Source organism: Streptomyces sp. NPDC055632, from assembly GCF_053618675.1.
In genome coordinates this window covers 179,732-192,287 of sequence record NZ_JBSHHY010000009.1, presented here as the reverse complement: position 1 = coordinate 192,287, position 12,556 = coordinate 179,732, and the positions used below count along the sequence as shown (strand labels likewise).

10 protein-coding genes and 1 tRNA gene are annotated in these 12,556 nt (G+C 71.1%); 2 read left to right on the top strand and 9 right to left on the bottom strand.

The features are described from left to right. Positions 1-13: 13 nt before the first annotated feature. The 4 genes from ACWGSR_RS15350 to ACWGSR_RS15335 form a co-directional block, all read right to left on the bottom strand. The gene (locus ACWGSR_RS15350; RefSeq protein WP_376244865.1) at positions 14-343 is read right to left on the bottom strand and encodes a hypothetical protein; all 330 of its coding nucleotides are present in this window, start codon (positions 341-343) and stop codon (positions 14-16) included. 114 nt (positions 344-457) lie between these two features. Further along, positions 458-1,360: a Bax inhibitor-1/YccA family protein gene (locus tag ACWGSR_RS15345; protein WP_453566746.1), complete on the bottom strand. Its 903-nt coding sequence runs from the start codon at positions 1,358-1,360 to the stop codon at positions 458-460. 160 nt (positions 1,361-1,520) lie between these two features. Then, positions 1,521-3,029, bottom strand: a complete 1,509-nt coding sequence (locus ACWGSR_RS15340; protein ID WP_376244859.1) for a DUF2079 domain-containing protein — start codon at positions 3,027-3,029, stop codon at positions 1,521-1,523. Between the two features lie 229 nt (positions 3,030-3,258). Then, positions 3,259-3,343: transfer RNA gene (locus ACWGSR_RS15335), tRNA-Leu, on the bottom strand. Positions 3,344-3,731: 388 nt separating this feature from the next. Here ACWGSR_RS15335 and ACWGSR_RS15330 point away from each other — a divergent pair. Then, positions 3,732-4,502, top strand: coding sequence for an ABC transporter ATP-binding protein (locus tag ACWGSR_RS15330; RefSeq protein ID WP_125667110.1), 771 nt, complete (start codon positions 3,732-3,734; stop codon positions 4,500-4,502). A 76-nt stretch (positions 4,503-4,578) separates the two neighbouring features. After that, complete coding sequence (locus tag ACWGSR_RS15325; protein WP_453566743.1) at positions 4,579-7,110, top strand: ABC transporter permease; 2,532 nt, start codon at positions 4,579-4,581, stop codon at positions 7,108-7,110. 89 nt (positions 7,111-7,199) lie between these two features. On the opposite strand, the gene ACWGSR_RS15320 is transcribed toward ACWGSR_RS15325, so the two are convergent. The 5 genes from ACWGSR_RS15320 to ACWGSR_RS15300 all read right to left on the bottom strand — a co-directional run bounded on the left by ACWGSR_RS15320 (position 7,200) and on the right by ACWGSR_RS15300 (position 12,526). Next, positions 7,200-8,501 carry a class I SAM-dependent methyltransferase gene (locus ACWGSR_RS15320; protein ID WP_453566741.1) on the bottom strand — a complete coding sequence of 434 codons (1,302 nt, stop codon included), beginning with the start codon at positions 8,499-8,501 and terminating at the stop codon, positions 7,200-7,202. Between the two features lie 195 nt (positions 8,502-8,696). Further along, on the bottom strand, positions 8,697-10,076 hold the full coding sequence (locus ACWGSR_RS15315) for an NAD(P)/FAD-dependent oxidoreductase (RefSeq protein WP_125664989.1): 1,380 nt from the start codon (positions 10,074-10,076) through the stop codon (positions 8,697-8,699). 401 nt (positions 10,077-10,477) lie between these two features. Continuing rightward, positions 10,478-11,392: a Ppx/GppA phosphatase family protein gene (locus ACWGSR_RS15310; protein ID WP_453566739.1), complete on the bottom strand. Its 915-nt coding sequence runs from the start codon at positions 11,390-11,392 to the stop codon at positions 10,478-10,480. Continuing rightward, the gene (locus tag ACWGSR_RS15305) at positions 11,389-12,009 is read right to left on the bottom strand and encodes a DUF501 domain-containing protein (protein WP_453566737.1); all 621 of its coding nucleotides are present in this window, start codon (positions 12,007-12,009) and stop codon (positions 11,389-11,391) included. Before ACWGSR_RS15305 ends, ACWGSR_RS15310 begins: the two co-directional genes overlap by 4 nt. A gap of 46 nt (positions 12,010-12,055) precedes the next feature. After that, positions 12,056-12,526: an FtsB family cell division protein gene (locus tag ACWGSR_RS15300; RefSeq protein WP_030215997.1), complete on the bottom strand. Its 471-nt coding sequence runs from the start codon at positions 12,524-12,526 to the stop codon at positions 12,056-12,058. Between the last annotated feature and the right edge of the window lie 30 nt (positions 12,527-12,556).

Genomic DNA, 12,556 nt, shown 5'->3' with positions numbered 1-12,556 from the left:
CCCCGGCGGGCCGCTACAGCCCCGAGCGCGCCGCCGCCTCCCGTACGAGCCCCACGGCCTCGTCCAGCTCCCCCTCGCGGGGGCCGGCCGGGGCCGTTCGCAGTGCCTCGGCCAGGTCGCTCCCGGCCACCGCGAGCTGGTCGGCCACCGCGAAGACCCCGGCGTCCGGCATGGTCCGGGGCTCCCGGTCCGGGTCCTCGGCGCGCTGCGCGCGCACCGCGAGCTCCCGGGCGAGGGCGAGCCCCTCGGCCGCCGCGCCCCGCTGGAGGCGGCTCTGCGGGGCGGCGCGCAGCCGGTCGGCGAACCGCTCCACGGCGGCGGTCAGGTCACTCGTATCAAGCACCCCGCGACCCTACGCGCCGTCCGGGACCCCGTGCCAGCGGCATCCGGGAACGCGGAAGGGCCCGCCCGGCGCGAAGCCGGACGGGCCCTTCCCCCCGAGTCAGGGGGCCGTGCGTCAGTCGTCGCCCTGGAGGATCGACAGCAGACGCAGCATCTCCAGGTAGATCCACACCAGGGTCATGGTGAGACCGAAGGCGGCCAGCCAGGCCTCCTCGCGCGGCGCGCCGTAGGTCACGCCGTCCTCGACCTGCTTGAAGTCGAGGGCGAGGAAGCAGGCGCCCAGGATGATGCCGATGACGCCGAACAGGATGCCGAGGCCGCCGCTGCGGAAGCCCAGGCCGTCGCCGCCGGCGAAGACCGCGAACAGCAGGTTGGTCACCATGAGGAGCATGAAGCCCATCGCGGCGGCCATCACGAAGCCGTAGAAGCGCCGGTTGACCCGGATCCAGCCCATCTTGTAGGCGATGAGCACGCCGGCGAAGACCGCCATGGTGCCCAGGACCGCCTGGATGACGACGCCGTCGGCGATGTACGTCGAGACGGCGGCCGAGATCACTCCGAGGAAGACGCCCTCGAAGGCGGCGTAGCTCAGGATCAGCGCGGGCGACGGCTTGCGCTTGAAGGACTGCACGAGCGACAGGACGAGGGCGACCAGGGCGGCGCCGATGGCGATGCCGTAGGACTTGCCCAGGTTCGCCGGGTCGACCGGCAGCAGCAGCCAGGACAGGACGGCGGTGAGCACGACCGTGCCGAGCGTCATGGCCGTGCGGCTCACGACGTCGTCGATCGTCATCACGTTGCCGCGGGCCTGCTGCGGGGCGCCGAGCTGCGTGTCCTGCGGGGCGTACGGGTTGGTCGCGTACGGGTTCGTCGCGCCCTCGGCGTACGGGTTGCCGGTGGCGTACGGGTTGGTTCCGACGGCGGGGCCCCCGGCCTGCGGCTGCTGCGCGTTGAAGCCCGCGTAGCCGTTGTCGCGGCTGAACCCCCGTCGCGAGAAGACCGGGTTGCTGCTCCTCATCTCACTCCTCCATGGCAGACCGCACGGCGCGGCCTTGCGTCAAGGGTAATGCGTAGGCAAAAGAAACTCCCTAGTGCTCGGGGAGGATCTTTCCCTCATCTTCCCGCTCTTCCTCCCCGGAGTCGCGGGGTGTACGCCCCCTCCGCCGGGACCCCTGTCCTCAGGGCCGCTCGCCGGGGGCGCCGGCCCGTTCGCCGACCCGTTCGCCGGCCCGCTCGTCGACCCGTTCGAGCAGGGAGATCCCGCTCCGGCGCTCGACGAGCCGGTAGCCGGGGACGTGCGGGGCGCCGGATTCCAGGGACTTCCCGGTCGCGCATTCCGGATCGGACGGATCGGCGTTGTCGTAGACCATCCAGCGGGGCCGTTCCTTCGGCTCGAAGGAACGCGGGAAGAGGCACACCTCGCTGACGGTGGTCCGGTACGCGAGCTGGGCCGCGAGGCGATTGGACGCGGCCACCGTGGCGCCGTCGGGGATCTTCCCGAGGATTTCGTCGGTCACGCGCACGTGCTCGGACGCGGTCCACGTCCGCGGCAGCACGAGTTCGTGGAACGGGGAGGTGAAGAAGGTGACGCCGGTGGCCACCGCTCCGATCACCCCGGCGTGCAGGAGCCTGCGGGTGATCGTCCGCCCCGAGGCGACGGCGTGGACCGCCGCCGCGAAGGCGACCGGCATCAGGACCGCGCTGTAGTGGAAGTCCATTCCCCAGTAGTTGGGGAAATCCGAGGTGAAGCGCCAGCCGAGGGTGGGGAGCATCACGATCAGGAGGGGGGAGCGGACCGCCAGGAATCCGGTGGGGGCCACGATCATGAGGAGCGTGAGCCATTTGACCGGTGGCCAGAAAGTCGCCACGGCCTTCACCAGGAGGCTCTTCTCCTGCGGTTCCGCGGGCGGCCAGTAGGCGAACTCGCCGAGCGGATTGACGGACGGCAGGACGACGAACATCGCGAGGGCCGTCGCCACCGCGCCGAAGAGGGCCAGCAGGATCCCCGCGCGCCGGGGCCCCTTCCACGCGACGTACGCGCCGATCGCCGCCACCGTGAGCCCGAGGTCCTCCTTGACCAGGGCCAGGGGGATCGCCCAGAGGACGGCCGCGCGCCACTTCTCGCGGCCGGCGGCGCACACGGAGAACGCGAGGAGCGGCACCGCGAAGGCGACTTCGTGGAAGTCGAACTGGACGAGTTCCGCGATGCCCCAGGAGGCCCCGTAGGAGATTCCGATCCAGTAGGCGAATTTCGGCCCCCTGACGTCGAGGGCCCACAGCGTGATCGGAATGACGGAGACCGCGATCAGGGCCGCCTGGCACACCAGGAGCGTATAGCTCGACGGGAACACCTTGTAGAGGGGCCCGAGAACCGCGAGGATCGGGTGGAAATGGTCCCCGAGCGCGTTGTATCCGGTTCCCTTGAGAGGGGCGTACGGAGCCGTGAACTCCGAATAGGACTTCGCTATCTGGGTGAAGATGCCCAGGTCGTATCCGGTCGTCAGGTGTATCGCGTGACGCCGGGCGGACAGGGCCAGATAGACCAGGAAGAAAACACCGGAAAGAAGAAGAGCAGGCTTCTTCGAATACCGCTCCGCCGGTTTCGGCGCATTCCCCGCGGGTGCCGCGCCGCCCCCTTCCGGTGCGCGCCGCTGAGAGGGCACTGCCGAAAGGTTCAGGATATTCATGACGGCATGAGAACCTAACAGGAGGCGGAGGGGTCCCTCAGGGTAACAGGGGTGCTCGACGGCCTCCCGGGGCGCTGCGGGCGGCCGGACGGACCTGCGGACGTGCGCGGGAGCGGAGGGATCCGCTCCGTACGGGCGGGGCACCGGGGGCACGCTCCCGACCTCCCGGAGGAGCCGGAGGAACCGGCGGAGAACGGACGCCCCCACCGGTCGGCGGCACTGTCGTCGGTGGTGCCCGGAACCGGACTCGAACCGGTACGGCCCGAAGGCCAGCGAGGTTTAAGCTCGCCGTGTCTGCATTCCACCATCCGGGCGTCGCGATGCTCCGCGTTGGCACATGAGCCTATCGGGGCGCTTCCCTCGTTCAGCCGAACATCGCCCCTGATGTTGTCTTATTTTATTGAGGTCTGAGGGTGCGTCAGTGCAGGTGGGGGCCTTTTCGCCGAACTGTGACAGGGGTCGCAGGCGCAAACCGGCACCCCTTGGAATGACGAAAAGTCGTCGGATTTGTGTCACCTCGGTCCGGGGCCCCCGGTCCGGCGCCTCTCAGGGGCCCGGTCATACCTCAGGAGGAGGAAGCGGGGCTCCGGTCCGACTCCAGACTGCCCCGGGAACGGGCACGTGGGCGGACGCTCCGGGGCGGAACGCTCGACACGATGGAGGGGTTCCCGAAACAGCCCCGCAGTGACAGGAGTCCTCCTCGTGACCACCTCCCCCACCGTGTCCCGCGCCACCGCGGTGGCCGCCCGCGCCACGGATCTCACGAAGGTCTACGGACAGGGCGAGACCCAGGTGGTCGCGCTCGACCACGTCACCGTGGACTTCCGGCAGGGCGAGTTCACCGCCATCATGGGCCCCTCCGGATCCGGCAAGTCGACGCTCATGCACTGCGTCGCCGGCCTGGACTCCTTCTCCTCCGGCTCGGTGCGGATCGGCGAGACCGAGCTGTCCACCCTGAAGGACAAGCACCTCACCCAGCTCCGCCGGGACAAGATCGGCTTCATCTTCCAGGCCTTCAACCTGCTGCCGACGCTGACGGCCATGGAGAACATCACGCTGCCGATGGACATCGCGGGCCGCAAGGCCGACAAGCAGTGGGTCCAGCAGGTCATCGACATGCTCGGCCTCTCCGGCCGGCTCACCCACCGCCCCACCGAGCTCTCCGGCGGCCAGCAGCAGCGCGTGGCCGTGGCCCGCGCGCTCGCCTCCCGCCCCGAGATCATCTTCGGCGACGAGCCCACCGGAAACCTGGACTCCCGCTCGGGCGCCGAGGTCCTCGGCTTCCTGCGCAACTCGGTCCGGGAGCTGGGCCAGACCGTCGTCATGGTCACCCACGACCCCGTCGCCGCCTCCTACGCGGACCGCGTGATCTTCCTCGCGGACGGCCGGATCGTCGACGAGATGCTGAACCCGACGGCGGACGGCGTGCTCGACCGCATGAAGGCCTTCGACGCCAAGGGCCGTACGAGCTGACGCCGCGAGAAGCGGCCCCGTAGCGCGCCCCGCGCCCCCGACCTCCGTCCGTCCCACCCTCCGTTCAGGACACCCCATGCTCCGTACCGCCCTGCGCAACGTGCTCGCGCACAAGGCGAGACTGCTGATGACCGTCCTCGCCGTGATGCTCGGCGTGGCCTTCGTCTCCGGCACCCTCGTCTTCACCGACACCCTCTCCCAGGCCTTCCGCAACCAGTCGGCGAAGAGCTACGACGACGTCGCCGTCGCCGTCGAGATGCACCCGGACCCCGAACAGGCCCGGCAGGCCCCCGGCCTCTCCCAGAAGGACGTCGACCGGGTCGCCGGGCTCGACGGGGTCGCCTCCGTCGCCCCGCGCGTCGGCGGCTTCGCGGGCGTGCCCGACAAGAACGGCAAGCTGATCGGCGTCGGCTGGTCCAACAAGGGCACCAACTTCGCCCCCGGCAAGGACGGCAAGGACCGCGCGTACGCCTTCGCCACGGGCGGCGGGCCGACCCGCGACGGCGAGATCGCGCTCGACAGGGCCTCCGCCGACAAGGGCGGCTACAAGGTCGGCGACACCGTCCGCGTGGCCACCAACGGCCCGGTCAAGGAGTACGTCCTCTCCGGCGTCTTCACCACCGAGGACGGCGCCGTCAACGCCGGCGGCAGCCTGGTCCTCTTCGACACCTCCGTGGCCCAGAAGCTCTACCTGAAGCCCGGGTACTTCCAGGAACTGACCGTCACGGCCGCCCCCGGCGCGCAGGCGGACAAGCTGCTCGACGAGGTCCTGAAGGTGGTCCCGAAGGCCGCCACCGCCCAGACCGGCCAGGCCCTCGCCGACCGGCAGGCCGAGGACATCGAGGCCGGGCTCGGCGCGCTCAACCAGGTGCTCCTGGGCTTCGCGGGCATCGCGCTCTTCGTCGGCGTCTTCCTGATCGCCAACACCTTCACGATGCTGGTCGCCCAGCGCACCAAGGAACTGGCCCTGATGCGGGCGGTCGGCGCCTCGCGCAAGCAGATCACCCGCTCCGTCCTCGCCGAGGCCGGTCTGGTCGGTCTGGTCGCCGCGGCCGTCGGCCTCGTCCTGGGCGTCGGCCTCGCGGTCGCGCTCCGGTCGGCCATGAACGCCTTCGACCTGAAGATCCCGGCCGGCGGCCTGGTCATCGGCGCCGCCCCCGTCGTCTCCGCGTTCGCCGTCGGCGTCCTGATCACCATGCTCGCCGCCTGGCTGCCCGGCCGCCGCGCCGCGAAGATCCCGCCGGTCGCCGCCATGAACAGCGTGCACGCCACCGCGAGCACCAAGTCGCTCGTCGTGCGGAACTCCATCGGTGCCGCGTTCACCGCGCTCGGCGCCGTCCTGATCGTGCTCGGCGCGGGCAAGGGCGGCGACGACGGCCGCATGCTCATCGCGGGCGGCGCGTTCGTCACCCTCATCGGCGTGATCGTGCTGATCCCGATGCTGTCGCGGCCCGTGATCGCCCTGATCCGCCCGCTCTTCGTCGGCCTGTTCGGGATCTCCGGCAAGCTCGCCGGACTGAACGCGGTCCGCAACCCGCGCCGCACCGGCGCCACCGCCTCCGCGCTCGCCATCGGCCTGACCCTGGTCACCGGCCTCTCGGTGCTCGGCGCGACCGTCGGCACCGCCATCGACAAGATGACCGTCGACCAGATCAAGGCCGACTACATGGTCACCATGGCCAGCGGCGACAGCCTGAGCCAGGAGGCGCTCGCCGCCCTCGCGAAGGCCCCCGGCGTCACGGCCGTCTCCCCGCAGCAGGCCGGCGCCCTGGACATCAAGGGCTCGTTCGTCTCCGCCTCCGGCGTCACGCCCGGCGACATCGAGAAGGTCCTCAACCTCCACGTCGTGAACGGCTCGCTGTCCTCCCTGAAGCAGGGGCACATCGCGGTCGCGGACAAGACCGCCGAGAAGCGCGGCCTGAAGGTCGGCGACACGGTCCCGGTCGAGTACACGGACAAGGTCAAGGGGAAGCTGACCGTCGGCGCGATCTACGAGGAGAGCGAGTTCGTCTCCCCCGTCCTGATCGACCACGAGGTGATCGGGGCCCACGACCCGCAGGCCTACACCCCGCAGATCTTCGTCGCGATGGACGGCGGCGCCTCCGACGCCAACGCCAAGGCGCTGTCGAAGGCCATGGGCGACAACCCCGGCATCACCGTGATGAACCACAAGGACATCCGTGACGCCTTCGGCGGCCCGATCAACATGCTCCTGAACATCGTCTACGGCCTGCTCGGCATGGCCCTGGTGATCGCCGTCCTCGGCGTCGTCAACACCCTCGCGATGTCCGTCTTCGAGCGCCAGCAGGAGATCGGCATGCTCCGCGCGATCGGTCTCGACCGGCGCCGGGTGAAGCGGATGGTCCGTCTGGAGGCCGTGGTCATCTCGGTGTTCGGCGCGATCGTCGGCATCGGCCTCGGCGCGTTCCTCGGCTGGGCGATCGGCGAGACGTTCAAGAGCAGCCTGCCGGGCTACGCCCTGGTGCTGCCCTGGGAGCGGATCGGCGTCTTCCTGCTCCTGGCCGGTCTGGTCGGCGTCCTCGCCTCGCTGTGGCCGGCCCGCAGCGCGGCCCGCCTGAACATGCTCGCCGCCATCAAGGCCGAGTAGCCGCCCGCACCACCGGCGAAGGGCCGGCCTCCCACCCGGGAGGCCGGCCCTTTCCCGTACGTACGCGCGCACGTACGCCCGTACGTACGTCAGTCCGTCCCCTCGGTCCACGCCCGCGTCCGCAGCGGCAGCCCGCTCGTCCCCGGCACCGGGGTCCTCACCGCGAGGAACTGGTTCACGCCGATCCGGTTGCGTTCGAAGGAGACGGCGGAGGCGGCCATGTAGAGCCGCCAGACGCGGGCCCGGCCCGGGGAGACGAGCCGGACGGCCCGGTCCCAGTCGGCCTCCAGGTTGGCCACCCAGCGGCGCAGGGTCAGGGCGTAGTGCTCGCGGAGGGCCTCCACGTCCCGGACCTCGAACCCGGCCTCCTCCAGGGTCGTCAGGGTGCGGCCCATCGGGGCGAGTTCGCCGTCGGGGAAGACGTACGCGTCGATGAAGGGGTCGATCGCGTAGGCGGCCTCGTCGGGCTCGGGGCGCCGGGAGATCTGGTGGTTGAGGAGCCGCCCGCCGGGCCTGAGGAGCCCGTACAGGATGTCGGCGTACTCCCGGTACTTCACGGCGCCGACGTGCTCGGCCATGCCGATGGAGGAGATCGCGTCGTACGGGCCGTCGGTGACGTCCCGGTAGTCCTGGACGCGGATCTCGATCCGGTCCGTCAGGCCCTCCTCGGCGATCCGCTTGCGGGCGTGGGTCGCCTGTTCGCGGGAGAGGGTGATGCCGACGACCCGGGCGCCGTACTCGCGGGCGGCGTGCAGGGCCATGGAGCCCCAGCCGCAGCCCACGTCGAGGAGCCGGTCGCCCTCCTTCAGGGCCAGCTTGCGGGCGACGAGGTCGAGCTTGTCGCGCTGGGCGTCCTCCAGGGTGCTGCCCGGCGTCCAGTACGCGCACGAGTAGACCATCGAGGGGCCGAGGACCAGTTCGTAGAAGTCGTTGCCCACGTCGTAGTGGTGGCCGATCGCCTGCCGGTCGCGGCGTCTGGTGTGCCGGCCGCCGCTGCGGCCGCGGACCTCCTCGGCCGGCGGCGCGGGCGGCGGCACGGGTCCGGCGAGCCGGAGCAGGGAGCGGGCGGCGGCGCGCAGCCGGGGGTCGCGGGCGGCGGCGAGCAGGCCCGGGGAGTCGCCGTCGCGCTCCCAGAGGAGTCCGGAGATCCGGTCCAGGACCTCGTACAGGTCCCCCTCGACGTCGAGCTCGCCGGCCACCCAGGCGCGGACCATGCCCAGTTCGCCGGGCTTCCAGATCATCCGGCGCAGGGCGCGGCGGTCGCGGAGGATCAGTACGGGGGCGTCGGCGGGACCGGCCTCGCTGCCGTCCCAGGCCCGCAGCCGGACCGGGAGCGGTCCTCCGAGGAGTTCTTCCGCGAGAGTCGTCAGCCGCGGCGCGGCGTCGGCCATGGTGCCCACCTCCGTGATCGTTGCCCCAGAAATGTCCGTCACCAAGGGAACACCGTCGGTGGGCGCCCGCACTCCCCTCGCGGCGCAACGAGTCGGCAAAACACGCGAAGGGCCGTCCGCACCACGGATGGCGGACGGCCCTTTACGGTCTTGTGCGTTACTGCGTTACTGCGGTACTGCGTCGACGCCGGAGCGTCAGGAGGCCTTGGCCTTCTCCTGCACCGGGGCGGCCGGGGCGGGGGCGGGCTTGGCGGCCTCGTAGAACTCCTCGCGCGGCGACTCGATGGCGCCGAGGGAGACGACCTCGCGCTTGAGGAACATCGCCAGGGTCCAGTCGGCGAAGACGCGGATCTTGCGGTTCCAGGTCGGCATCGCCATGCCGTGGTAGCCGCGGTGCATGTACCAGGCGAGACGGCCCTTGAGCTTGATCTTCACCTTGCCCATGACGATCATGGCGACGCCCTTGTGCAGACCGAGTCCGGCCACCGCGCCCTTGTTGGCGTGGCTGTACTCCTTCTGCGGGAAGCCGCGCATGCCGGCCACCACGTTGTCGCCGAGGACCTTGGCCTGGCGCAGGGCGTGCTGGGCGTTCGGCGGGCACCAGGCGTTCGGGTTGCCCGCGCGACGGCCGACCATGTCCGGGACCTGGGCGTTGTCGCCCGCGGCCCACGCGTAGTCGAGACCGTTGATCTGGAGCTTCTCGTTGCAGTCCACGTGGCCGCGGGGGCCGAGCGGCAGACCGAAGCGGGAGAGCGCCGGGTTGGGCTTGACGCCGGCGGTCCACACGATCGTGTTGGAGTCGACCTCCAGGCCGTTCTTCAGCACGACGTGGCCGTCGACGCAGGAGTCCATGGAGGTCTCGAGGTAGATCTCGATCCCGCGGCTCTCCAGGTGCTCCTTGCCGTACTGGCCGAGCTTGGGGCCGACCTCGGGAAGGATCTTGTCGGCCGCGTCGACCAGGACGAAGCGCATGTCCTCGCGCGACACGTTCTGGTAGTACTTCGCGGCGTCGCGGGCCAGGTCCTCGACCTCGCCGATGGTCTCCGCGCCGGCGAAGCCGCCGCCCACGAAGACGAAGGTCAGCGCCTTGCGGCGGACCTCCTCGTCGGTGGTCGAGTCGGCCTTGTCGAGCTGCTCGAGGACGTGGTTGCGCAGGCCGATGGCCTCCTCGATGCCCTTCATGCCGATGCCCTGCTCGGCGAGGCCGGGGATCGGGAAGGTGCGGGAGACCGCGCCCATCGCGATGACGAGGTAGTCGAAGGGCAGCTCGTACGCCTCGCCGACGAGCGGGGCGATCGTGGCGACCTTGCGGTCCTGGTCGATGGTGGTGACCCGGCCGGTGAGCACCTCGGCTCCGCGGACGACGCGTCGCAGCGGGACGACGACGTGGCGCGGGGAGATGCTGCCGGCGGCGGCTTCGGGGAGGAAGGGCTGGTAGGTCATGTACGACCGCGGGTCGACGACCGTGACGGTCGCCTCCGCGTAGCGCATCTTCTTGAGGATGCGCCGAGCTGCGTACAGGCCTACGTACCCGCCGCCTACTACGAGGATCCTGGGACGCTCCGTGGTGCTCATGCCATCGAGTATCCACCCCGTCCGGGGGGTGTGTTCGTGCGCCCCTTCACAAGGTTGGTGGACACCTCTGCTACACTCCGCCGCCCACGTGATCCACGTCATGTTCCTGCAAAGGAACCGAGGTGCAGTGGCGAACGTTGTTCACCCCCCGTGAACTGGACCGGAGAGCCTCCGTTAACCCTGAACCGGAGGCCCCGTTCACGCGATGGAAACACCGGGCGGATCGGCCTCCGCACCTGCGAAAGGGCCCTGAGACACCCCTCGGAGGGCCCAACGACCCCCTTCGGACTCCCTCAGGGCCCTTTTCCTTGTGAAGAACTTCACGAACTTTCCCGGCGGAACCCCGCGGGAAGGCTCGATAGCGCACCTCTATGCGTCGGATAGAGCCTTCCCATCGAGGTCTACGCGACGGACAGGGCGATCCCGTCGAGGATGTCGTGCTCGCTGACGACCACCTCGCGGGCGCCGACGCGCTCGACGATCTCCCTCAGGACGAGCGCCCCGGCGACGATCACGTCGACCCGCCCGGGGTGGATCACGGGGATCGCGGCCCGCTCGTCGTGGGTGGAGGCGAGGAGCCGCTCGGTGACCTCGGCGACCTGCCCGGCGGAGATCCGGGAGTGGTGGACCTTCTCGGAGTCGTACTCCGGGAGGCCGAGGGCGATGGCGGCGACGGTGGTCACGGAGCCGGCGAGTCCGACGAGGACGTCGGCCGTGTCGATCGGCACGGCCTCGGCGGCCAGGTCGAGCGCGGCCCGGACGTCGGCGCGGATCGCCTCGGCCTCCTCGGCGGTCGGCGGGTCGTGGCGGACGTGCCGCTCGGTGAGCCGGACGCAGCCGATGTCGACCGAGCGGGCGGCCTGGACGTGGTCGGTGCCGGTGACGAACTCGGTGGAGCCGCCGCCGATGTCCACGACGAGGTACGTCTCGGTGCCGGGCAGCTCGCCGGTGGCGCCGGCGAAGGAGAACGCGGCCTCCTGGTCGCCGGTGATGACCTCGGGCTCGACGCCGAGGATCTCCACGACCCCGTTCACGAAGTCGTCGCGGTTCTCGGCGTCGCGGGAGGCGGAGGTGGCGACGAAGCGGATCCGCTCGGCGCCCAGCTCCTCGATCACGGCGGCGTACTCGCGGCAGGCGGCGAAGGTGCGCTCCAGGGCCTCCGGGGCGAGCCGGCCGGTCCGGTCGACGCCCTGGCCGAGCCGGACGATCGTCATCCGCCGGTCCAGCTCGACCAGCTCGCCCGTCTCCGGGTGCACGTCGGCGACGAGGAGGCGGATGGAGTTCGTGCCGCAGTCGATTCCGGCGACCCTGGTCACTTCTCCTCCTCGGCGCCGTCGGCGGCGTCGTCGACCGGCTTGAAGGCGAAGTGGCCGTCCCGGTCGCCCTCGACCGTCCAGCCGTCCTCCTCCTTCGGCGCCGCGCACGGGGTGACGCACGGGCCCTTGGCCCACCACTCCGGCAGCATCGCGAGCGCCTCGTCGCCGAACGGGTTCACGCCCGGGCCCGCGACCAGCGAGTGGCCGACGAGGACGTGCAGGCACTTGACCCGGTCCGGCATGCCGCCGGCGCTCGGGAAGCCCTCCAGGACCTCGATGGCGTCGCGGCGGGCGAGGTAGTCCTCGTGCGCGGCCCGGTAGGCGTCGGCGAGCTCCGGGTCGGTGGCGAGCCGGGCCTGCATCTCCTTCATGACCCCGTTGGCCTCCAGGGTGCCGATGGCCGAGGCCGCCCGGGGGCAGGTCAGGTAGTACGTGGTGGGGAAGGGGGTGCCGTCGGGGAGCCGGGGCGCGGTCTCGACGACGTCCGGCTGCCCGCAGGGGCAGCGGTGCGCGATGGCGCGCAGGCCGCGGGGCGGCCGGCCGAGCTGGAGCTCGAAGGCGGCGACGTCCGCCTCGGTGGGCTCGGTGCGTTCGGTCTGCGGAGGGGGCGTTTGCATGTCTGCCTTGGGTGCCTAGGTCGTCGGTCGTCGGTCGTACGGGAGGTCAGCGGCGGTCGGCGTTGTCCACGCCGTCCCAGAGGTTGTCGTACCAGGGGCGGTCCGCCGCTCCCTGGTCGGCGCGGGGCCGCTGCTCCGCGCCGGGGTCGTTCACGGTGAAGCCGGTCTCGCCGGGAAGCACGTAGTGCAGGTGCTCGCGGGCGAGGCGGCGGACGTAGGCCGGGTCCTGGAGGCGGGCCTTCTCGTCCCTCAGCTCCTGCACCCGCCGGGCGGCCTCGGCGGCCCTGCGCTCCTGCTCGGCGATCTCGCCCTGCTGGGAGACGTAGCTCCGCATGGGATAGGCGAGGGCCACCACCAGGGAGCAGACGACGAGCGCGAGGAAGGCCGCACGGCCGGTGAGCCGGGAGCGGCGGGCCTGACGGCGGGTCTGGGAGCGGTAGACACGGGCGGCGGTCTGCTCGCCGAGCAGCCTGAGCCGGGTCGCGGTCGAGAACCGGTCCCGGTCCTTCACGGCCATGTCGTGTCGCCTCCCCTGTTCACGCGGACG